Source organism: Roseobacter sp. N2S (assembly GCF_031454055.1).
Classification (GTDB): Bacteria; Pseudomonadota; Alphaproteobacteria; order Rhodobacterales; family Rhodobacteraceae; genus Amylibacter.
In genome coordinates, this window is sequence record NZ_JAVDQB010000001.1 from 240,788 (window position 1) to 263,176 (window position 22,389).

21 protein-coding genes are annotated in these 22,389 nt (G+C 57.1%); 9 read left to right on the plus strand and 12 right to left on the minus strand.

Features of this window, described 5'->3' with window-relative positions:
- Positions 1-115: 115 nt before the first annotated feature.
- Both GGE09_RS01205 and GGE09_RS01210 read left to right on the plus strand, forming a co-directional pair.
- Positions 116-1,579 carry an aspartate kinase gene (locus GGE09_RS01205; RefSeq protein WP_309743034.1) on the plus strand — a complete coding sequence of 488 codons (1,464 nt, stop codon included), beginning with the start codon at positions 116-118 and terminating at the stop codon, positions 1,577-1,579.
- 188 nt (positions 1,580-1,767) lie between these two features.
- Positions 1,768-2,907: a hypothetical protein gene (locus GGE09_RS01210; protein WP_309743036.1), complete on the plus strand. Its 1,140-nt coding sequence runs from the start codon at positions 1,768-1,770 to the stop codon at positions 2,905-2,907.
- Positions 2,908-2,987: 80 nt separating this feature from the next.
- Here GGE09_RS01210 and GGE09_RS01215 read toward each other — a convergent pair whose 3' ends face one another.
- The 9 genes from GGE09_RS01215 to GGE09_RS01255 all read right to left on the minus strand — a co-directional run bounded on the left by GGE09_RS01215 (position 2,988) and on the right by GGE09_RS01255 (position 11,905).
- Positions 2,988-3,812, minus strand: a complete 825-nt coding sequence (locus GGE09_RS01215) for a sugar phosphate isomerase/epimerase family protein (RefSeq protein ID WP_309743038.1) — start codon at positions 3,810-3,812, stop codon at positions 2,988-2,990.
- A 35-nt stretch (positions 3,813-3,847) separates the two neighbouring features.
- Positions 3,848-4,537, minus strand: a complete 690-nt coding sequence (locus GGE09_RS01220; RefSeq protein WP_309743040.1) for an HAD-IA family hydrolase — start codon at positions 4,535-4,537, stop codon at positions 3,848-3,850.
- Complete coding sequence (locus GGE09_RS01225; protein WP_309743042.1) at positions 4,534-5,292, minus strand: glycerophosphodiester phosphodiesterase family protein; 759 nt, start codon at positions 5,290-5,292, stop codon at positions 4,534-4,536. Before GGE09_RS01225 ends, GGE09_RS01220 begins: the two co-directional genes overlap by 4 nt.
- Before the next feature lie 15 nt (positions 5,293-5,307).
- Positions 5,308-6,174 carry an ABC transporter permease gene (locus GGE09_RS01230; RefSeq protein WP_309743045.1) on the minus strand — a complete coding sequence of 289 codons (867 nt, stop codon included), beginning with the start codon at positions 6,172-6,174 and terminating at the stop codon, positions 5,308-5,310.
- 9 nt (positions 6,175-6,183) lie between these two features.
- Positions 6,184-7,113 carry an ABC transporter permease gene (locus GGE09_RS01235; RefSeq protein ID WP_309743047.1) on the minus strand — a complete coding sequence of 310 codons (930 nt, stop codon included), beginning with the start codon at positions 7,111-7,113 and terminating at the stop codon, positions 6,184-6,186.
- A gap of 31 nt (positions 7,114-7,144) precedes the next feature.
- Complete coding sequence (locus GGE09_RS01240) at positions 7,145-8,125, minus strand: oligopeptide/dipeptide ABC transporter ATP-binding protein (protein WP_309743049.1); 981 nt, start codon at positions 8,123-8,125, stop codon at positions 7,145-7,147.
- On the minus strand, positions 8,122-9,114 hold the full coding sequence (locus tag GGE09_RS01245) for an ABC transporter ATP-binding protein (RefSeq protein ID WP_309743051.1): 993 nt from the start codon (positions 9,112-9,114) through the stop codon (positions 8,122-8,124). The genes GGE09_RS01240 and GGE09_RS01245 overlap by 4 nt, the downstream gene beginning before the upstream one ends.
- Positions 9,115-9,180: 66 nt before the next feature.
- Positions 9,181-10,809 (minus strand): ABC transporter substrate-binding protein, encoded by a 1,629-nt coding sequence (locus GGE09_RS01250; protein WP_309743053.1) that lies wholly within the window; start codon positions 10,807-10,809, stop codon positions 9,181-9,183.
- Positions 10,810-11,002: 193 nt separating this feature from the next.
- On the minus strand, positions 11,003-11,905 hold the full coding sequence (locus GGE09_RS01255; protein ID WP_309743055.1) for a LysR family transcriptional regulator: 903 nt from the start codon (positions 11,903-11,905) through the stop codon (positions 11,003-11,005).
- A 119-nt stretch (positions 11,906-12,024) separates the two neighbouring features.
- Between GGE09_RS01255 and GGE09_RS01260 the strand changes: the two genes are divergently transcribed.
- The 4 genes from GGE09_RS01260 to GGE09_RS01275 are packed head-to-tail and all read left to right on the plus strand — an operon-like array spanning position 12,025 to position 16,489.
- Positions 12,025-12,993: a TAXI family TRAP transporter solute-binding subunit gene (locus tag GGE09_RS01260; protein ID WP_309743057.1), complete on the plus strand. Its 969-nt coding sequence runs from the start codon at positions 12,025-12,027 to the stop codon at positions 12,991-12,993.
- Between the two features lie 4 nt (positions 12,994-12,997).
- A complete protein-coding gene (locus tag GGE09_RS01265) occupies positions 12,998-14,857 on the plus strand; it encodes a TRAP transporter fused permease subunit (protein ID WP_309743060.1) in 1,860 nt (619 codons plus the stop codon).
- Positions 14,854-16,203, plus strand: coding sequence for an acyclic terpene utilization AtuA family protein (locus tag GGE09_RS01270; protein ID WP_309743062.1), 1,350 nt, complete (start codon positions 14,854-14,856; stop codon positions 16,201-16,203). Before GGE09_RS01265 ends, GGE09_RS01270 begins: the two co-directional genes overlap by 4 nt.
- A complete protein-coding gene (locus GGE09_RS01275; RefSeq protein ID WP_309743063.1) occupies positions 16,190-16,489 on the plus strand; it encodes a hypothetical protein in 300 nt (99 codons plus the stop codon). Before GGE09_RS01270 ends, GGE09_RS01275 begins: the two co-directional genes overlap by 14 nt.
- A gap of 7 nt (positions 16,490-16,496) precedes the next feature.
- Here the strand turns inward: GGE09_RS01275 and modC are convergent, their stop codons facing one another.
- The 3 genes from modC to modA are packed head-to-tail and all read right to left on the minus strand — an operon-like array spanning position 16,497 to position 19,108.
- Positions 16,497-17,591 carry a molybdenum ABC transporter ATP-binding protein gene (gene modC / locus GGE09_RS01280; RefSeq protein WP_309743066.1) on the minus strand — a complete coding sequence of 365 codons (1,095 nt, stop codon included), beginning with the start codon at positions 17,589-17,591 and terminating at the stop codon, positions 16,497-16,499.
- On the minus strand, positions 17,588-18,280 hold the full coding sequence (modB, locus tag GGE09_RS01285; protein WP_309743068.1) for a molybdate ABC transporter permease subunit: 693 nt from the start codon (positions 18,278-18,280) through the stop codon (positions 17,588-17,590). The genes modC and modB overlap by 4 nt, the downstream gene beginning before the upstream one ends.
- 9 nt (positions 18,281-18,289) lie before the next feature.
- Positions 18,290-19,108: a molybdate ABC transporter substrate-binding protein gene (modA, locus tag GGE09_RS01290; protein WP_309743070.1), complete on the minus strand. Its 819-nt coding sequence runs from the start codon at positions 19,106-19,108 to the stop codon at positions 18,290-18,292.
- Between the two features lie 247 nt (positions 19,109-19,355).
- Here modA and GGE09_RS01295 point away from each other — a divergent pair, with 247 nt between their 5' ends.
- From GGE09_RS01295 to lptC, 3 genes are all read left to right on the plus strand, one after another.
- On the plus strand, positions 19,356-21,014 hold the full coding sequence (locus GGE09_RS01295) for a M10 family metallopeptidase (protein ID WP_309743072.1): 1,659 nt from the start codon (positions 19,356-19,358) through the stop codon (positions 21,012-21,014).
- Positions 21,015-21,125: 111 nt separating this feature from the next.
- The gene (locus GGE09_RS01300) at positions 21,126-21,737 is read left to right on the plus strand and encodes a ribonuclease H-like domain-containing protein (protein ID WP_309743074.1); all 612 of its coding nucleotides are present in this window, start codon (positions 21,126-21,128) and stop codon (positions 21,735-21,737) included.
- Positions 21,727-22,380 (plus strand): LPS export ABC transporter periplasmic protein LptC, encoded by a 654-nt coding sequence (gene lptC, locus GGE09_RS01305; protein WP_309743076.1) that lies wholly within the window; start codon positions 21,727-21,729, stop codon positions 22,378-22,380. Before GGE09_RS01300 ends, lptC begins: the two co-directional genes overlap by 11 nt.
- Positions 22,381-22,389: the final 9 nt, after the last annotated feature.

The following is a 22,389-nucleotide window of genomic DNA, read 5'->3' on the forward strand; positions in this document are numbered from 1 at the left end:
CACGCGCCACGGGTGCCACACAGCCTGTTGCAAAGGGTCGCGCAATCAGCGCGGCCTTTTAGCGGGCAAAACACCAAATCAAAAAGGCGTTCCCGATGACAAGGGGGCGAAGTCTATGACACACCAAACCCATACCGTTGAAAAAATCGGCGGCACATCCATGTCCCGCTCTGCCGAACTGTTGAACTCTTTGTTTTTGCGGGACGGCAAAGACCCTTATAACCGGATTTTTGTTGTCTCGGCCTATGCTGGCATCACCAATCTGCTGTTAGAGCATAAGAAAACCGGCGATCCTGGTGTCTATGCGCGGTTTGCAAATGCCAGCACCGATCTGGGTTGGTCTGACGCTTTGAACAGTGTGTCTGACGCCATGACCACAGCTCACCGCAAAGTTCTGGACTCCAGCGGCGATCTGCGCGAGGCGGATGACTTTGTGCGCGACCGTATTGAGGGCGCACGATCCTGCCTGATCGACCTGCAACGCCTGTGTTCCTATGGCCATTTCCGGCTGAGCCAGCACATGGGGATCATCCGCGAATTGCTGTCGGGCTTGGGCGAAAGCCATTCTGCCTTTGTGACCACATTGCTGCTGCGCCGTGCAGGCGTAAACGCACGATTTGTGGATCTGGGCGGTTGGCGCGATGAACGGGTGCTGACACTGGAAGAGCGCATTTCAGAAGGCATGCGCGATGTGGATGTCACCACTGAACTGCCCATCGTCACCGGCTATGCACAATGTTCCGAAGGTTTGATGTCGCTTTATGATCGCGGCTATTCCGAAGTCACCTTCAGCCGTATCGCCGCACAAACAGGCGCAGCCGAAGCGATTATCCACAAGGAATTCCATCTGTCCTCGGCGGATCCGAAACGGGTCGGGCTGGAAAATGTGCGCAAGCTGGGTCACACCAACTATGACGTGGCCGATCAACTGTCGAATATGGGGATGGAGGCGATCCACCCCTCGGCGGCAAAGACCCTGCGCCAGTCGTCCATTCCGCTGCGGGTGACGAATGCGTTTGAACCGGCTGATCCTGGTACGTTGATTGATGATTCCACATCGCAAACTCCGCGGGTGGAAATCGTCACCGCTCTGGATGTGTTCGCCCTAGAGGTTTTCGAGCAGGATATGGTTGGGGTCAAAGGCTATGACGCCACCATCCTGCAAGCCCTGACACGGCACCGCGTCAGTATCGTTGCCAAATCATCCAATGCCAATGCGATCACCCATTACGTGGATTCATCCCTGAAACACGTCAAACGGGTCGAAAACGATCTGGTGGCCGAATACCCCACCGCCGCAATTACCGCGCGCGCCCTGTCTGTTGTGGCCGCCATTGGCCGCGATCTTGGCGGGCTTAGCGCCTTGGGCCGTGGGCTGGCGGCACTGGATGCAGCAGGCATCACCCCTGTGGCCGTGCAACAAGGCCCGCGCAACGTGGACATTCAATTTGTCACCACCCGCGAAGACGCGGATGCCGCCGTCAAGGTTCTGCACGAAAGCCTGATCGAACAGGACAGCGTGGCAAAAACCAAAACCAGCAGTGATGCCAAGTCATCAGAACCCCGACTGGTGGCCTAATCCCAAACACCGCAGCGTTTTTCAGGCGCTGCGGCCTTGGCCTGTTGAATAACACAGTTGGCCCGCAAAAAAGCCCCACTCTGCCGCAGGTTCAAGTTAGCGCTTGATCTCTGCAACGATCATTTCCCATTATGGCCAAAGCTTTCGTTCTGGAATGGCTGAAATAGTGTTCAAATGGCAGAATAAATATGATTGAAAAACTGGTCTTTCACATCGGCGATCCGAAAAACGGATCAAGTTCCATTCAAAGTGTCTTAGCCGAAAGATTATGGACCTGTGAAAGCCGTACGCTGGCACCGCCCCCCCAAAAAAACGCCGTGTCTTTGGCCAATTCCCTGAAAGCAGACAGCACAGAACAGCTTCGCGCGAATTTATTTGGCGAGGTGGCACAATGGGCCGCCCAATCAGACGCAAATTACGGGGTAATTTCATCAGAGTTCTTTTCCCGAATGGACCCGTCAAAGCTGCAAAAGGCGCTAAAGGAATATCTGCCCGACCACGTCGAAACCGCGCGGACTATCGTTTATGTCCGTCCCTACGCCGAACGGTTTGTGTCCACCTATGCCCAAAGGGTGAAAGCCGGTGCTTTTAACGAGGGGCTGCCGCAACTTTTGCAGCTGATGAAAAAAGGTAAAACCTTGAAATATTACCCGCTGTTTTCCGAATGGCGGGCAGTGTTTGGTGATAATTTCACCCTGCGCCCGTTTCTGCGCAGCGCCATGAAAAACGAAGACGTTGTGGCAGATTTTTTCCATCACGTTCTGGAAGGCGCGCCTTTCACCCTGCAAAAGCCCGAACTGGCCAATCAGGCGCTTTACGTCAAAGAACTGGCGGGGATGCGGGCGTTTCAATCGGTTCTGATCAAACAGGACATCCCGCGCAACCTGCGGGCTGTAGTGGGGGGGATCATCGGTCGCGCCATCGCGCAAAGACCGGACCGCAGCGGCACCAAACTGGCGTTGGACAGGGCAACAGCCCAGGATTTGGCAGACAGCTTTGCCAAAGACGCCGCCAAGATTGACGCTGCATTTTTTGACGACCCCTTGTTTCAACCGGCCTTGGATGCAGCCGTTGAAAACGCCTTAGCTGATCCGCAATCCACCCAGCCCAAAGACCACTTTCCCCCCGACACCATCAAAGAAATCCGCGCCTTGGCGCAGCAGGTTTCTGCGCAGATCAAGGAAAACCCGAAGATGTGGCGCACCACCAGTAAGATGATGCGAGGCACAATCGACCAGGAAACCTTTGCCGCAGAGCAGGACGCCAGCCCCCCCACAGACAAAACCGCCGCAGACTATGCCGCAGAGGTGGCCCGCCTGATCGCATAGTCTTTAGGTCATCTGACAAAGACACCTAAGCACGCAAGGGACCACCTGTCCCCTGCGCGCTTAGGCAAAATCAAATCCGCTTAGCGCCCCAGCCCAAGGGATTTCAGATAGGCCACAGACGGCAGGATGCCCGTCTTGTCGCGCAGTTCCAAAATCAGCCGCGGGTTGCTGGTGAATTCGCCCAGCGCACGGAACACGGCAGCCCAGCGGATGGTTCCTTCGCCAATCGCCCAGTGACGATCCGCATAGCCGTCAGCATCTTGCAGGTGGATATGTTCCAACTGGTTGGCCGCGCGGCGTACATAGTAATCCACAGGCGGCGCGCCATTGGTGCCATGGGCGTAATGGGCGTGACCTGTATCAATCGACACTGCCATGGCGGAGGAATTGAAACTTGTCGCCAATGCACAGCGGATATCGGGGTCCATGTCTTCGATGTTTTCGATCACCATGGTGACGCCGCAATCCTCGGCCCGTTTTACCACATCATCCATCGTGTCATGGCAGTTTTCCAACAGACGGTCATAGTCCATCCGCTTCGGGCCATTGTCCAGATTGTTATAGCTCCATGTGGAATAGGGGCTGTGGATCACCATCTGGGTCGCACCCAGATATTCAGCTACTTCAATGCCTTGCAGGTGTTTACGCTTGTTCATTTCGCGCATTTCCGTGTCAGGACTGGCGATATTCAACCCCCAGAACGGGCCATGAATGCCCAGCCGCCCTGTGTAGCCCGTCAACAGGCTGCGGGTTTTATCGGCCACCGATTTCCAATCGCCATTCAGCAGATCGCAATCGAAAAAATCCTGCACCTCAAGATCGCGGTTTTCTTCGAGGATAAAATCCTGAAGGGTTTCCAGTGTGGCGGTCGTCATTGCTGCGCCCAAAAGCGGGAGATCAGTCATTGTCTTTTCCTTGGTTGTAGAGGGAGTGGAACGGGTTACTGTGCGGCCTCGGCCGGAACAGGGTTTTGGCTTAATTCGGTAAGCAACTGGCGCAGTTCATCGGTGCCGTGGACTACATGATCAGCCCCAGCACGGCGCAATGTTCCAGCGTGATCCGCGCGGTGATCGGACGGGCCTACAAAACCGATAGACAAAACCCCCGCCGCACGGGCACAACCGATGCCGTGGATATTGTCATCCACAAACACCGCTCGATCCGCCGAAACGCCCATCTGCGCCAGACAATGTAGCGCCAGATCGGGGGCGGGTTTGGCCTTAATCACATGATCGGCGCTGTAAATATGCGGTCCGAACAAGGCTGCCAGAGGGGTGCGGCCAAGGCTTGCCTCCAGCCGCAGCAAGCTACTGTTTGATGCAACGCAGATTTTTGTAGTAAGGTTTTTCAACAGCGGTTCGATCCCCGCAACGGGCTGCACGCCTTTGGCGAAAAGTGCCCCAAGACGTTGATCCGCATCGGCCAGAACAGCGTCAACCGCCAGACCAAGCGCCTTGATCAAGGCACCGGTCTGCACCCGACCAGACCCTGAAAACATTTCTTCTGCCGTCTGCTGGGTCATCGGATGACCCGCCGCTGAAATCGCCTCTGCCAAAGCTTGCGCGCCTAGGGGTTCACTGTCGATCAACACGCCGTCGCAGTCAAAGATCACCAGATCAATACGTGTCATGCCGCCACCTGCCCTGCCTGAAGTTCTTGGGCCAGTTTCGGGTTGTCACTGGTCATAAAACCCGGTCCACGGGATAGCCAACGGGTGATTAAATCTTGGTCGTTCACCGTCCAGACACATAGCTGTTCCAACGGCAACAACTGCGTGATGCGATCATACTCGGCTTCAAACAATTCATGCTGCACCGAAACAAAGCTAACCAAATCACGCACCGTTTCAAAGAACGCCTCAATACCACCCTGCCGGTCTACCCAGACCCTGTTAACAGAAACCATAAGATCAAATTCAGGCGCTGCCGCTTTAAGTTTGCGCAAAACATTCACGTCGAAACTGTGCAAGGTTGTGCGGGATGCCAGCCCCTTTTCGCGCAGCAGCTCAACGGTTTTTTCAATCATTTCAGGATCGTAAAGCCCGTTTTCATCCGCCTTGAATTCCGGCAGCAGTTGCAACCCTGACACGGGGGCAAGGATGTCCAGAACCTCTGACAATACAGGCACGCCTTCGTCTATCTCCCCATCGGGGCCGATCAAACGTACATCATGGCGGCTGGTATCATTCAATACGCACGCGGGGCCTGTGCCTGTTGTGGTGCGGTCGAGCGTGGCGTCGTGGATCACCAGCAATTCACCATTCGCGCCCAGATGCAGGTCAAATTCCACCGCGCCCACATTTAGATCCCGCGTATTGCGAAACCCCTGAAGTGAATTTTCAGCCCAGAGATTTCGCGCCCCCCGATGGGCGATTATTTTAGTCATATCAGTTGTCCTAGTTTAACGGATTGTCGGGTCTAACTTGTCGCGCAGCCAGTCCCCGACCAGCGAAATCGACAGGGTTGTCATCATGATTACAAAGGCAGGGGCCAGCATGATCCATGGCGCACGGGTCAGATATTCACGGCCAAACCCCACCATATTCCCCAATGAACTTTCAGGCGGTTGCACCCCAAGCCCCAGAAACGACAGCCCGCTTTCCATCAGGATGATTTCGGGAAAGGTCAGCGTCATAGACACGATCAGGGTTGAGGCCACATTGGGCAGGATATGGCGCAGATAAACCCGTGACGGTTTCGCCCCCAGCTGCACCACAGCCGAGGCATAGCCCTGCGCACCTGCTGAAATCGCCAACCCGCGTGAAATACGCGCGTAGCGTTCCCAGCCGTAAAACCCCATCAACCCGACCAGCAGAGTCAGCGAAGACCCGAAAAACGCCAACACCGCCAAGGACAGGATCAGAAACGGCAGCGCCGCCTGAAAATCTGCCAGCACAAGGATCAGATGTTCCAGCGTGCCGCGAAACTGCGCCGCCAGAAACCCAAGCGTGGTGCCAAACACCGCCGACAAAAGCGTCGCGCCAAAGGCGATCACCAGCGACACGCGGATCGACTGGATCAGGCGGGACAGCACATCGCGGCCCAACTCGTCCGTGCCCAGCAGATGGCCTTGGGTCAGTGGGCCGGACAGGCGGGCAGACAGGTCCATCTGGGTGATCTCATAGGGGCGGATCACATCGGCAAACAGCGCCGTCAGCGCCATTAAAGCCAGCCATGCCAGCCCGAAGGTCACCAAAAGCGGCGCTTTAAACCTGATCCGGCTGATAAACCGCGGCGCCATTTGGGTATTGGTTGCTTGAACAGTCATAATCTTTCCTTAATGGGCAGCAGCTTTGGACCGCAGGCGTGGGTCCAGCAGGCCATAGGCAAAATCAACGCATAGATTGGCCACCACCATGGCCGTTGCGATCACCAGCAGCAGGCATTGCACCACCGCCAGATCGCGGTTCGACACAGACACAATCAACAGCCGCCCGATGCCGGGCCATGAAAAGATACTTTCCACCACAACCGCCCCTGCAATAAGCGATCCGACCATAAAGCCAACGATGGTCACAATCGGAACCGAGGCATTGGGCAGCGCATGTTTCCACACCACATCGCGCCAGCTAAGACCCTTGGCCATGGCAGTGCGGATATAGGGCTGGCCTAGAACCTCGATCATGGCGGAACGGGAAAACCGCGCCAGAATACCAATGCCACCCACAGACATAGTGGCAATCGGCAGGATCGCGTGACGCCAACTGTCTTGGCCTCCCGATGGCAACCAGCCCAACGTCACCGCAAAGACCAACACCAGCAGCAGCCCCATCACAAAGGACGGAATGGTAAAGCCGAAAATCGACAGCATAATCACCCCGCGATCCGCAATGGACTGGCGGTGTAGCGCGGCAAAAACCCCCGCAGGAATGCCAATACCAAGCTGGATCAACAGCGTTGGAACTGTCAGCGCCAGCGTGGCGGGAATACGTTCCAGCACCAGATTGATCGCGGATGACCGATCCCGCATAGAAATCCCAAAATCCAGTTGCGCGATGGATTTTAGATAGGCGAAATACTGTTTCCAGATCGGGTCATCCAAACCCCATTCAGCGCGAAAAGCCGCCACACTATCGGTAGGCGCATCCGGCCCCAGCATGATTGATGCAGGGTCGCCCGAAAGGCGCAGCACAATAAAGGCGAATGTCATCACCAGCACAATCGTCAGCGCCGCGCGGAACAGGCGGGTAACAAGGAAACTTAACATAGGCTGGCCTTTTTGGTCTTAACGATCGGCGTCATGCGGCCAATCCTTTTGAAACAGAGGACAAATGACAGGCAGAACTGCGCCCCGCAGCGACGGGTTCCAACAGGGGAACCGCGCTTGCACAGGCCGCCACAGCAGACCCGCAGCGAGGATGAAAGGCACAGCCTGTTGGGCGCAGCGCCGGATTTGGCGGCTCCCCTTTTAGCAGGATACGTCCCTCTAGCGCCTTGCCTGGCACGGGAACCGAAGACACCAGCGCTTGGCTATAGGGATGCTGGGGGCTGGCGAAAATCTGATCGGAGCTGGCCTCTTCGACGATCCGTCCCAGATACATCACCGCCACGCGGTCACAGATATTGCGCACCACTTTCAGATCATGGCTGATGAACACCATGGCAATGCCGTGGCTGTCTTGAAGATCACGCAGCAGGTTCACCACTTGGGCCTGAATGGATACATCCAGCGCCGACACAGGTTCATCACAGACCAGCAATCGGGGCGATGTGGCAAGCGCACGTGCGATCACCACCCGCTGACGCTGCCCGCCGGACAATTCATGGGGATAACGATCCCCCTGATCCCGCCGCAACCCGACCTGTACCATCAAATCTGCAACCCGTTCCTTCAGTTCTGCGCCTTTGGCAAGGCCATGAATTTCCAAGGGTTCTCCGATCTGATCGGCAATGGTCAGGCGGCGATCAAGGGCGGCCAAAGGGTCTTGGTAGATCAGTTGCATCTGTGCGCGAAGGGTGCGCCAAGAAGGGCTTTGTAGGGGCGGCATTGGTTGGCTGTCAAAAGTAACATGGCCTTCTGTCGGGGGATCAATCCCCAGCAGCATCCGCCCAAGAGTAGACTTTCCCGACCCGCTTTCCCCAACGATTCCAAGGGTCTCTCCCGGGGCGACGGTCAGGTCAACACCGTCCACCGCCCGCACGGGTGTAGCGCGTTTGAACAGGCTTTTCTGCCCTTCGTAACAGCGCACAAGACCCTTTGCATTGATCAGCGCGGTCATGCCGGAACCATTTCAGGGGATACATCCGCCACATCGCCGCTGCCAATCACAGGATAGCAACAAGCCAGTTGGCGCCCGTCTTTTTGCGGCTTTAAGGGCGGGCGGGCACTGTTGCAAAAGGCGCTTGCTTTGGCGCAGCGCGGGGCAAAAGCGCAACCCGTTGGCATATGGCGTGGGTCAGGCACGGTGCCGTTAATCGGGATCAACCGATTGCGCGCCCCGTCCAGTCGCGGGATCGCATCAAACAGGCCGCGGGTATAGGGATGGCGCGGATGGGCGAACATCTGGTCGATGCCGCCGCTTTCCACAATATTGCCTGCATACATCACGTGTATATCGTCGCAAATCGCGCCCACAGCGCCCAGATCATGACTGATGAACACCATCGCCATGCCGGTTTCCCGCCGCAACATACCCAGCAGGTCCAGAATTTGCGCCTGAATGGTGGCATCCAGCGCCGTGGTCGGTTCATCCGCGATCAACAGATCGGGTTCGCCCGCCAGTGCCATGGCAATCATCACCCGCTGGCATTGACCGCCTGAAAATTCATGGGGGTAAAGATCCACCCGCCGCCCTGCATCGGGAATACCAACCATATCCAGCAAGCGAATAGCCTCTGCCCGCCCCGCACGACGATCCAAACCACGGTGCAAAGCAAGACTTTCGCCGATCTGGCGTCCCACAGTGCGCACAGGATTAAGCGACGACGAAGGGTCTTGGAAAATCATTGCGATCTTCCCGCCGCGCACAGATTCAACCGATGCGCGTTGGGTGCCGATCAACTGCTGGCCATCAACAACCACAGACCCTGATACGCTGGCTTTCCCCGGCAACAGGCCAAGGGCTGCCAGCCATGTGACGGATTTTCCGCAACCGGATTCCCCCACAAGACCCACAGCTGCACCACGGTCCACATCAAGATCAATGCCGTGCAAAACCTGCACGCCGTCAAACGAGACTTTCAAGTCTCGGATAGAAACAAAAGTCATATCAGGCTCCAACAAAAACAGATGGCGCAGCGAATGGACCGCTGCGCCTTTGGGTTTGGATCGGGATTAGGACGCGCGCCAGTTTTCAGCGCGGAAGTCCATGGCAAAGGCAGGGGCTGCCTTCCAGTTCAACTCGGATTTCATGCCGGTGAACACACAGTTCTGGTGCAGCACTTGGAAAGCCGGATCTTCACGCTCGGAGATTTCCAACATGCGGGCAAAGGCCTTTTTGCGGGCCGGACGATCCACCGACTTTTGCATAAAGTTGGACAGTTCGTTCATTTCAGTGTTCGACCATTCGCCGCGCTGTTGTTGCAGACCGTTCGGGCCGTGCTGCGCAACAATCGAAGACACCGGATCGTTGAATGTGGCCGAGTTGGACCAATCACGGATACCGCGTGTTTCATTGTCTTCCAGCACCTGGCCCCAGTTTTCGACCATCTGGATTTCAACGTTCAGGCCCGCCTGTTTCCACATTTCAACCATGATCTGCGCATTGGAGACCTGATTGATGTAATAGTTGTTCAGCACACGGAACGGGATCGCATCGCCTTTGTAGCCGGACTGTTTCACCAGATCGCGGGCCATGGCCAGATCAAATTCAGGGGCCGTCCAGCCCTTGATGAACATATCGTCGTAGAATTCAAATTGCAGACCGGCAGGAACCTTGGTTTGGCCGTCCCACAGGGCTTTGACGATCAGGTCGCGGTCGATGGAATGGGTCATGGCGCGGCGGATCATCGGGTTTTCCAGCACGGGGTGAACCTTGTCGAACACCTGAATGCGGTGGTTCAAAATGGTCGAACCCTGCACTTCCAGACCCGCAGTATTGCGCACGGCGTCCAGTTGATCCGGTGGCAGGTCACAGGCGAAATCATATTCGCCAGACATCAGACCGTTCACGCGGCTGGCCACCTCGGGTACTTCGAGGAAGCGGATTTTGGCAAGCGGTGGACGGCCACCCCAATATTCATCATGGGCCACCAGAGTCAGCGATACATCGGGGCGATATTCTTCGACGCGGTAAGCACCGGTGGTCACAGGCGCATTGGCCCATTCAGCGTAATTCGCGGATTCATCCCACGCACGACGGCTGGCGATTTGGGACCCGAAAGCGATCAGGCGGCCTTCCAAAGTCACATCAGGCGATGCGTTGTGGAACCGCACTGTGTACTTATCAACCGCTTCAACACCGCGCAGGGCTGGCCACAAACGACGACCCACACCCGGAACGCCCGCTGGCAGTTCTTTGTCGGTCTTAGGCTGGAAGTTTTCAGCATAAAGCGTTGCGCCACCATCTGGCTGCGTGCCTGCAAACACCCGCTCGTCCGAGAATGAGAACACAACATCGTCGGCGGTCATTTCATCGCCGTTGTGGAACTTCACGCCCTGACGCAGTTTCAGTTCAAGGGTCTTGTCGTCCAGACGTTTCCATTCTGTCGCCAAGCCCGGAACACCGCCTTGATCGCCCATCCAGTTGCGGTTGATCAGACCTTCCCACAGGTTCGGAAAGAACACCCGCTCGCCCACGTTGGACTGTTCATTCCAAACATCCAGCGTGTTGTTATTGGTGATCTTTTGAACAGCCACAGTGATGGTGCGGCGGTTGGTCTGGGCAGACCCCATGCGTGGCAGGATCAGGGAACCAGCAGCGGCCCCCATTAGGCCTAGCGCGTGACGGCGTTGAATGAGCATTGACGTTTTCCTTCTGAAGAATGTGGCACATCACGATTGAGTGCGTCGGTTTTCAAAAGGGGTATCGTCCGGGGATGTGACAACTGTGCGAAGCTAAGGTGAAGTTTTGATTTCACAGTCGCAGGACGACGAGGGCGCCGTTTTTAGTGTCTTTGCGCCCTTGTAATAGGTGTCGAAACAGGCACGCCCGTGCCTAGGGAAGCTTGCTCATCCGCACATGGCGCAGGAATGCGGTTGCCGCTGGCGATAAAGTACGGCCTGATCGACGGACCAGACCAATCCGCCGCCGCGCGCCGAAATCCCCAATGGTGCGGATCACCAGATGATCACAGCGCAACACCGCCAGCGTCAGCTTTGGCAGCGCCGTAATACCCAGCCCCGCTGATACCAGCGCCCCTGCCGTGGCCAGATGGGCCACCTCAAAACGGGGGCTTAACACATGGCCGAACCGCAGACAGGTGCCGTCGATCAATTCGCGTACACTGGTGCCGGGGGCCATGGCGATAAACGGCATCGACACAAGTTCAGCCCAGCCATAATCGCGATCCTGTGCCAAGGGCCCATCAGGCAGGCCCAGCGCCACGAACTCATCCTCCATCAACGGCTGAAACGCCAGTCGCGACCGCACTGACACCGTGCCAGCGGTAAAACCGATGTCTGCCTCGCCGGTTTCCACCGCATCCAGCACGCTGCCCGATAAGGCGTCGATGATCCGCAGGTCGATGTCAGGATGTTCGGAGGTAAAGCTGCGCAGAATTTCAGGCAGCAGGCTTGCGGTGATCGACGGCAGACCCGCAATGGTTAACAGACCCCGGCGCGCCGATTGATGGGCGTCGAATTCGATCATGCCGTCATCCACAGTGTTGATCATCCGCTGGGCAATACGGGCAAACGCACGGCCAGAGTCGGTGATTTCCATATTACGGGTATCGCGATCAAACAGCCGCGTCTGCAATCGCGATTCCAGCGCGGTGATCTGGCGGGACAAGGCGGATGGTGACAGGCCCAGCGCATCCGCGGCGGCGCGAAAAGACGCCTCTTTGGTCAGCGCCAGCACCGCCTGAAAATCGGCAATCGTGGGTTTGTTGCGTTTCATGCACTAATTATCGCAATATTTGCACTTCTTGCAATAGACAGCTTTTGCCATATTAAACGCAGAGGACCTGACAGCAATTCACAGGTGTGTTTTGCGCAGGACGACATTGGGAGGATACCATGAAACATACATTCCGCGCTCTTTTGGGCGCTACCATTCTGGCAAGCACAGCCTTTAACGCACAGGCCCAAGACCTGCTGATCGGGTCAACATCGGCCTCGTCCAGCCACTACGGTTATTTCGTGGCTGTGGGCCAGTTGATCAACGAAAACGCCGAAGGCGTGAAAGCCACCGTGGTGGAAACCGGCGCAACGATGGACAACATCCGCCGCATGTCGCGCAACCAGATCGACCTTGGCCTTGTGACCACAAACGTTGCACAGCACGCCAATGCAGGCAGCAATGAATTTGAAGGCAACGCCCAAGACCTGCGCCTGTTGTGGGTCTATACAGGTGCGCCGCAAAACGTGGTTCTGCGCAATGATGCGAATGTAGACAGCCTGGAAGGGCTGGCATCGGTGAAGTTCAATCCCGGCATCAAAGGCTCGGCCACAGAATCCACCACAGAAGCCGTGTTCAAGACCCTTGGTCTGACGGCGGATTATGTGCGCGGGTCCACCACGGACATCGTAAATTCCATCAAAGACAACCGCGTTGCGGGCTATGTGAAATCAGGTTCCGGCAACAAGCTGGACGGGTCCACAATGGATATCGCAACCGCGACAGACATCGGGATTTTGGGCCTAAGCGCCGAGCAAGCCGATAAACTGCGCGCTGAAATGCCCGATATTTCCGTCGTGGATATCCCCGCAGGCGCGGCAGACGGCATCCCCGCCTATACCACATGGAGCTTTGGCGTCGGCGTTGCGGCCCCAGCATCAATGGATGACGAAACCGCCTATAAAATCGTCAGCGCCATCATGGCAGACACATCCGCCCAAGCCAACGCAATGGCCAGCCTGAAAGGCGCAAGCCTTGCCGATATGACCCTGCAATTTGGCACCATCCCGCTGCACCCCGGTGCCGTGCGCTGGTTCGAAGAACAAGGCATAGAGCTGCCTGCAAAACTTCTTCCGGCTGCGAAATAAGCCGATGACACTGGAACGCGTACAAAAAGGGCTGGCCATTCTTGTCGGGATGTTCGTCTTTTACACCGCCGCAAGCGGCCCCTTCGAAGGCCTGATCCAAAGAGCCTTGTTTCTGGCGCTGGTTGCTGCCCTTGGATATGCGCTGTTCCCCTTGGGCGCCGGGAAACCCTGGCGTCCGGTCGGGCTGATCGTTGATCTGGCCCTGACGGCAACCACCCTTGCCGCCTGTGGCTATGTGGTCTGGAACTATGACCAGATCATGACCACCCTGCCTTGGGCCACCACATTGGATAAGGCGCTGACCGCTGGTCTGGTGCTGGCTGTTCTGGAACTGGGCCGCCGCACGGTCGGGCTGATCTTTCCGCTGCTGGTGATGATCGGCGTTGGCTATGCGCTGTTTGGCAATATGCTGCCCGGCCCGTTGCATCACCGCGGTTTTGACAGTGCGTTTGTCACTGAAACCATCTTTCTGGGCGACCTTGGCATCTGGGGCATGTTGACGGGCGTCGCCGCCACCGTCATCGCCGCTTTCGTGCTGTTCGGCGCGCTGTTGCTGCACACAGGCGGCGGGCAGGCGTTTATGGATCTGGCCATGCGCCTTGGCGGTCGCCAACCGGGTGGAGCCGCAAAAATCGCCACAATCGCCAGCGGTCTGTTTGGCATGATTTCAGGCTCGGCTGTGGCCAATGTGGCCACCACGGGCAACTTTACCATCCCGATGATGATCCGTCTGGGCTATCCCCGCCCCTTTGCCGCCGCGGTTGAAGCCGTTGCCTCTACGGGCGGGCAAATTGCGCCGCCGATCATGGGGGCGGCTGCCTTTGTGATGGCTGAAATCCTTGGCATTCCTTACATGACCATCATCCTTGGCGCAATTATTCCCGCCGTTCTGTTCTATCTGTCGGTCTTTATGACGGTGCATTTCGTCGCCGTGCGCCGCAATCTGGCCGTTGTCCCCGAAGCAGACTTGCCTGCGTGGAAAACCATCATCGCCCCCCGCCGTACCCTGCCGATCCTTGCCGCCCTTACGGGGCTTGGCATCGGCATCTGGCTGGGGCGTTCTATTTCTACGGCGGCATTTTACGGCGTCGTCGGCCTGTTGATCGCTTTTGTCGCCACCCAATTTGGCCAACTGTCACCGCGCAAAATGATCGGTAAAATCATCGACGGGCTAGAGGACGCAGGCAAAGGCATGGTCATCATCGGTGTCCTTTTGGCTGGCGCACAAGTGCTGGTGTCGATGATCAACCTGACAGGGATCGGCGTCACCTTGTCCTCCTTGATCGTGACCATGGCAGGGGATTCCGTGCCGTTTGTCGCGCTGATTGTGGGCGGTGTTTGCCTGATCATGGGCATGGGCCTGCCCACCACCGCTGCCTATGTTCTGGTCGCCGCAGTGCTGGCCCCCGCCATGACCGCCGTGGGTGTAGACCCGCTGGCCGCCCATTTGTTCGTGTTTTACTTTGCCACCATCTCCGTCATCACGCCGCCCGTCTGCGTCGCTGTATTTGTCGGGGCGGGCATCGCCAAAACCAACTGGCTGCCCGCCGCCGGAGAGGCCGTGCGTCTGGGCGCTGTCACCTATGTGGTGCCCTTCCTGTTCCTGCTGAACCCGGGCATGACCCTGCAAGGCAGTTGGTTTGACGCAGTCGAGGCTATCGCCGCAGGCTTTGCCCTTGTGATCGCCATTCCCGCGCTGCTGGCAGGCGTGCAACTGACCCGCTCTCGGATGCTGGATGTCGGGATATTATTTGCAGTCATCGCCATCGCAATCTGGCCCCACCCCGCAACGCCCTTTATCGCTTTGGCCATCCTGGCAGGGGTCTATGTTCTGGGCGCGGCCCAGCGAAAGGAACTGGCATGACCTGTCTTCGTATCGGCGCGGGTGCCGGATTTTCAGGCGATCGCATCGCCCCCGCTATTGAACTGGCAGAACACGGCAATCTGGATTTTCTGGTGTTTGAATGTCTGGCTGAACGCACCATCGCACTGGCCCAACAAGCGCGCCTGAAAGACCCTACCGCTGGGTTTGACCCCATGCTGGAGCGCCGCATGCGGGCGGTGCTGCCGATCACCGCAAAAAACGGCACGCGGATTGTGTCAAACATGGGCGCTGCCAATCCACAGGCCGCCGCAAGGCTGGTCCGCAAGATTTGCAGCGAACTGGGGCTGGGCCACCTGAAAATCGCCGCTGTCACTGGTGATGATGTTCTGGCTGGCATCGGCCCTTTTCACTTGGATGAAACAGGCGGCACTGCGACAGCCCTAGGGGATCAACTGGTTTCGGCCAACGCCTATATCGGCATTACCCCGATTGTGGCCGCGCTAGACGCGGGGGCGGATGTTGTCATCTGCGGACGCGCATCTGATCCGGCGCTGTTTCTTGCACCTTTGGTGCATCATTTCGGCTGGGCGATGGATGACTGGACCCGTTTGGGCCGTGGCACGCTGGTGGGCCATTTGCTGGAATGTTCAGCCCAGATCACCGGCGGATATTTCGCTGATCCGGGCTTGAAAGATGTCCCAAACCTGCCCCGCATCGGCTTCCCCTTGGCCGAGGTTTCAGCCGATGGAAACGCAGTGATTACTAAAGTAGAAGGCAGCGGCGGGTGCGTCACACGGGCCACCTGTATCGAACAAATGCTCTATGAAATCCACAACCCAGCCGAATACATTCAGCCCGATGTGGTTGCGGATTTTTCCAAAGTTACCCTGACAGAAACCGCCCCAAATCGTGTAGCCGTTTCAGGCGCAGACGGACATGCGGCAACGGGTTTTCTAAAAATTTCAGTAGGATACCGCGATGGCTGGAAGGCTGATGGCCAAATAACCTATGCAGGCAAAAACTGTGTAGCACGGGCTGAACTTGCCGCAAAACTGGTACAAGACCGCCTGATGGATGCGGGCATCCCCCTGCTGGAAAGCCGCCATGATCTGATCGGATACAACTCTGTCCCCCGCGCAGCGACAGCCAGCGAACCGGCATCCCCTCATGAGGTCCGATTGCGTTTCGCCGCCCGCTGCAAAACAGCCGCCATCGCCCAAAGCGTCACCGAAGAAGTGGAAAGCCTGTACCTGTGCGGCCCCGCAGGCGGCGGCGGCGTTACCCGATCCGTCACCGAGGTGATCGCCATCGCCTCAACCCTTTTGCCCGCCAAAAACGTCAAAACCGGCTTTGAAATTCTGGAGACACAAAATGCAATTGCATGACATCGCCCATGGCCGTACGGGCGATAAAGGCGACACATCCAACATCTCTGTCATCGCCTACAAACCCGAGCATTGGGCGCGTTTGGAGCGGGATCTAACCGCCGAAAAAGTCGCCGCTCATTTCGGCCCCGCTTTTGCAGGCGAAATCACCCGCTATGTTCTGCCCCAGCTTCAGGCGCTGAATTTCGTGCTGAAAGGCGCGCTGAAAGGCGGGGTTACACGGTCGCTGGTGCTGGATGCCCACGGAAAATGTCTGGCCTCTGTCCTGCTGGAAATGGACCTATAATCCGCCGCTAATCCGCGGCTGTGCCAATATCGTCGCGGGCCACGGCCACAGATTTTGTGATGCCGTAGCAGGTCATGCCTTGATGCAGGCCCAGCGCGTCGCAAGAACGCCGCGTGATGCGGGCCAGCATGTTTTGACCACCCACATTGATCGACACCATAACCCCCGGCCCGTCGCCCATACGCAGTTCGGTGATCGTGCCTTCCAAAATATTCAGCGCGGAAATATGGTCGGGTTTGCGGGTCGCCAGCACCACATCCTGCGCCGCAATCCTGACCCTGATATGCGCGCCAACAGCGGCGTGGATACGGGGCAGGTACAAACGGCCCTCGCCAATGGCCAGTTCGGTTAAACCATCATCGTGATGGGCCAGCACCTCTGTGCGCAGCAGCGCCCCCGCCCCGCGCACCCCAAGTGTTGAAGACACAGACGGGTCGCCCAAAACATCGGGCGCGGGACCACTGCGGATCAGTTTGCCGTCGTTCAGAACCACAATCGTGGTGGCCAGCCGCGCGATTTCGGCAATGTTATGGCTGACATAGATGATCGGGATGTCCGTTTCGTCGCGCAGGCGTTCCAGATAGGGCAGGATTTCCAGTTTGCGCGGCTCATCCAGCGCGGCAAGAGGTTCATCCATCAACAACAGATCCGGCGCAGACAGCAAAGCCCGCCCGATGGCAACGCGCTGCTTTTCGCCCCCTGACAGATCAGCAGGACGGCGCGGCAACAAAGGCGCAATGCCCAGCAGATCCACCACATGATCGAAATCCGCCCCCGCCCGCTGTTTGCCCGAAAACCACGCCCCGTAGCGCAGGTTTTGCTGCACGTTCAGATGGGGAAACAGGCGGCCTTCTTGAAAAACATAACCGATGCGCCGCTTGCTAGGGGGCACCCAATGGCGCGTCGCACTGTCAAACAGAACCTGCCCGTTGACTGAAACCCGCCCCGCCTGCGGGCGCAACAGCCCCGCAATGGCATTCACCAGCGTGGTCTTGCCCGAACCAGAGCGCCCGAACAGCGCCGTCACACCCGACGGCGCATCAAAATCCACGTCCAGATCAAACGCGGGGAAGCGGTGTTTTATGGCGACAGACAGGCTCATGCGCCTTTGATCCTGCGTGAAACACGGGCCGCCAGAATTTCTGACAGCACCAACGCGGACATGGCCACAATGATCGAAACGACGACCAACCGCAGGGCCGAGCCTTCGCCGTCCGGCACTTGCAAAAACGCATAAATCGCCGAGGGCAGTGTCTGTGTTTGCCCCGGAATATTGGACACAAAGGTTATCGTCGCCCCGAATTCCCCCATTGCCTTGGCAAAAGCAAGGATCGTGCCCACGATAATCCCGGGCAGGATCAACGGCAGGGTGACGGTGGCAAAAATCCACACAGGGGACGCCCCAAGGGTGGCCGCCGCCTGTTCCAGTTTCGGGTCCACCGCTTCAATCGACAGACGAATGGCGCGCACCATCAGCGGAAACCCCATCACCGCCGCCGCCAGTGCAGCCCCCGTCCAGCGAAAGGCGAATATGATACCAAGATCAGCCAGAAACCCGCCGAGCGGGGCTTTGGTGCCAAGGGTCAACAGCAGCAGATAACCCGTCACCACAGGGGGCAGGATCAGCGGCAGATGCACCACACCGTTCAGCAACTGCTTACCCGCAAACTGCCAGCGGGCCAGCGCATAGGCCACAAACACCCCAAACGGCAGGCTGAACAGCGTCGCCCAAAAAGACACCCGCAGCGACAGGGCGACCGCGCTCCATTCTTGGGGGCTTAACCACTCCATGTGGATGCTCTATTTTCCAAGGACAACGAACCCTTGTTGTTCAAACGCAGACCGTGCGGGGGCGCTGCGCAAAAAGGTCAGGAATGACGCTGTCAGCGGGTTGGTGCTGTCAGCAATCGCTGCGGCGGGATAGATGATCGGCGGGTGGCTGTCGGCGGGGAAGGTGCCAATCACCGATACCCGCTGGTCCGCCACCGCATCCGTGGCATAGACGATGCCAAAGGGGGCCTCACCTGTGGAAACAAAGGCCAGCGCCGCGCGCACATTATCGCCCTGCGCAACCTGATCCGCGACCCCCTCCCACAGGCCAAGATGGGTCAGCGCCGCCTTGCCGTAAATCCCCGCAGGCACCGCATCCACCAGCGCCATGGCCAGATGACCGCCCCCCAACAGACCCGCCAGATCAAGGTTCGGGGTGATTTCAACTGCGGGCGCATCCGCGCCATGCGCGATAAGGACAATCGCGTTTCCAAGCAAATCAAACCGCGTATCCGCCGCGATCAACCCGTCTGTATCAAGGCGATCCATCCAATTGGTATTGGCCGAAATAAACACATCCGCAGGCGCGCCCTGCTGGATTTGTCGCGCCAAGGCCGAACTGCCCGCAAGCGACACCAAAGCCCTGTGGCCAGTTTCTTTAGCCCATTCTTCAGCAACTACATCCATAGCGTTTTTCATGCTGGCAGCGGCAAACACCGTGATGTCATCCGCAGTCGCCTGCACCGGCGCCAGAACAGGGACCAAAGCCAGAACGCAGGCTATTGTCTTGGGGACAATGCCACGTGACAAACCGCAGGAAAACCGGTGGAACATCTGGAGCAGCGCCATGTGGTGTCCTTTATTTGCCATACGCACAGATAGAATTATCCCACGGCGTTGGGGGGTTCAACCGCTTCATTCACCCCCCATCATCACGAAATACGTGTCCTTTCGCAACACAAACACCCCCCGCAAGCCTGCGAAATTATTTGCATAGATCGGAAATACCCACATACTGGGCTGCAATTCAGATCAGGCCCATTTCAGGACCGCAAAAGACTATTTTAGGCACACCGTTTTTTAGGGAGGAACGCAGATGACCGGCTTTAGCAATAGCACCAAACGGATTTTCGCCAGCGGGTCTGATTTTGTCGATGGAATTCTAACAACCGCCGCTTGGGCCGATGCCACGATTTATTACGCGTTTTCAGTGTCTGCGGCGGCCTATAACTACTCCCAACTGGGGGATTTACCCGCAAATTTCAACACCATGACGGATAAGATGAAAACCGCCGCCCATGCAGTTTTAAGCGCCGATATCGGGCCAAAAGCCAGCGCCGGTTTTTCATTTGAGGGACTGACCCTGCAAGACGTGGAATCGCGCGGCGACCAGAACAGCCAGTTTGCCGAAATCCGCTTGGCCGAGACCAGCTCAAGCGACTCCCCGACTGCCCGCGTTGCGGATTTTCCGCAGAACAACGGCACGTTTGATATCGACGACAATGGGGATGTCTGGTTTGGAACCGTCGAAAATTACCGAGATGCACAGGCGGGGAATTTCGGCTGGATTAACTTTTACCACGAGATCGGCCACGCCTTGGGGCTGGCCCACGGGCACACAACTTTTGATGACGGGTTGACGCGCAAGTTGCCGGACGATTTTGATTCCATGGAATATTCCGTGATGACCTATCGTTCCTATGTGGGCCATGATGGAAACAACTATCAGAATGAACAATGGGGCTATGCGCAGTCCTTTATGATGGCGGATATTGCGGCTTTGCAATATGTATACGGCGCTGATTTCACAACGAACTCTGGAAATACCACCTATAAATGGGATCCCACGACGGGCGAAACCTTGGTGAATGGTGCAGCAGGGATTTCACCGGGCGCGAACCGGATTTTTGCGACGATCTGGGACGGAAACGGCAATGATACCTACGACCTTAGCGCCTATCGCGACGATGTGACGGTTGACCTGACACCGGGCAGTTATTCGGTTTTTGGTGACGCCCAATTGGCAAAGCTGGGAAATGACACTTTCGCCCGTGGTAATATATTTAACGCCCTTTTGTATTTTGAAGACACACGATCCCTGATTGAAAACGCTATAGGCGGCACGGGCGACGATTGGCTGATCGGCAACAGCGCCCGCAACAAACTGACGGGAAATGGCGGCCATGACACGCTGCAATCCTCGGATGGGAATGACCAGTTGTTCGGCGGATTTGGCAATGACACCCTATTTGGTGAATCCGGCAATGACGGGCTGTTTGGTGGCGCCGGTAAAGACGTCATGATCGGCGGCTTTGGCAATGACGCCATGCGCGGCGCTGATGGCAACGACAAACTTTACGGCAACAGCGGCAATGACGTGCTGAACGGCGGTAAAAACGCCGATAAAATATTCGGCGCGGTCGGCAAAGACACGCTGTTTGGCGGCGATGGCACCGATAAACTGCTGGGTGGGGGCGGCGTCGACAGGCTTGACGGAGGCAAAGGCAACGACATCCTGACTGGCGGCAAAGGCGCGGATGTTTTTGTCTATAACGGAAACCAGAACCAAGGCCACGACACCATCAAAGGCTTTCAGAACGGCAAGGATATAATTGAAATATCAGGGAAAATTCAATTCCGTGACTTGGATATTTCCCGCAAAGGTGGCGATACAATCATCACATGGCAGGACAGCAGGATTGATCTGGACGGGATCACGGGCCAGATAGACAGGGGGGACTTTGATTTCGTCTGACTTAAAAATCCGCTCACAGGCGTGTTCCCGCTACACATCTTTAATCCTTTGTAGATTATCCCTATTATCTGTAAGGGGCGTCATGCGCTGCACTTGGGATAAGGGAAACCTATGACAAATTATCTGCACCAAGGCGATTTGCCTGACGATCTGGATCTGGGTCCGGTTGTGGCAATCGACTGCGAAACGATGGGGCTGCACCCGCATCGAGACAGACTGTGTCTGGTGCAATTGTCAGCGGGTGACGGAAACGCCCATCTGGTGCAAATCGCACAAGACCAGACCGAGGCGCCGAACCTCTGCCGCCTTCTGGCCAATCCCGACCAGCTAAAGCTGTTCCACTATGGCCGCTTTGACATTGCTGCGATGGAAAACCGCTTTGGCACCCGTGCGGCCCCCGTCTATTGCACCAAAATCGCGTCCAAACTGATCCGCACATACACTGATCGCCACGGGTTGCGGAACCTGACGCAGGAATTGCTGGGCGTGGATATTTCCAAGCAACAACAAAGCTCTGACTGGGGCGCGGAAAAGCTGACCAAGGCGCAGATCGACTATGCCGCGTCTGATGTGTTGTACCTGCACCGCATCAAATCCGCGTTGGATATTCGTCTGGCCCGCGAAGGCCGCACAGAAATCGCGCAGGCTTGCTTTGATTTCCTGCCTCACCGCGGTGCGCTCGACCTGATGGGTTGGCCCGAAACCGATATATTTGCGCATTAAAGTGGACAGTCAGGAACCCACAGTTGGCATTGCAGAACGGGACGGCTACTCGCGGCTGATCACCATTCTGAAATGGGCCTTTCCCATCGTCGCGATCCTGCTGACGGCCAGTATTTTTGTGCTGTCCAACACCAGCAAGCTGCGCGAAGGGCTGATTATTGCGGATGCCACGCTGGCGGAATTGGCCATCGGGCAAAAAATCACCAATCCACATTTTTCAGGTGTCACAAAATCAGGCGATGCCTTTTCGATTTCGGCGGAATGGGCGCTGCCCGATGGCCCCAAACCCGACAATATCGAACTCAGCAAACCCCACACCACCATCAGTTTCAAAAACGGCAACACCATGCGCACCAACGCAGGCACCGGCGCGCTGAACCTGATGACCTCTGAGGCAGAACTGTCCGGCAACGTGGATTTGCACACAACAAACGGCTATCAGGCCAGCAGTTCGAACGTGCAGATCAACTTTGAAACCGGCAATGTGTTCAGCGCAGGCCCCGTGCGTGCAGAAGGCCCGTTCGGGTCGATTCAATCAGGCACTATGACGCTGAAACAGGATCTGGATGTGAATCCGGCGGGCAATGCTGTTCTTATGTTTAACAACGGCGTTAAACTGCTATATAAACCGGACGATGGATAGGATTGGGGG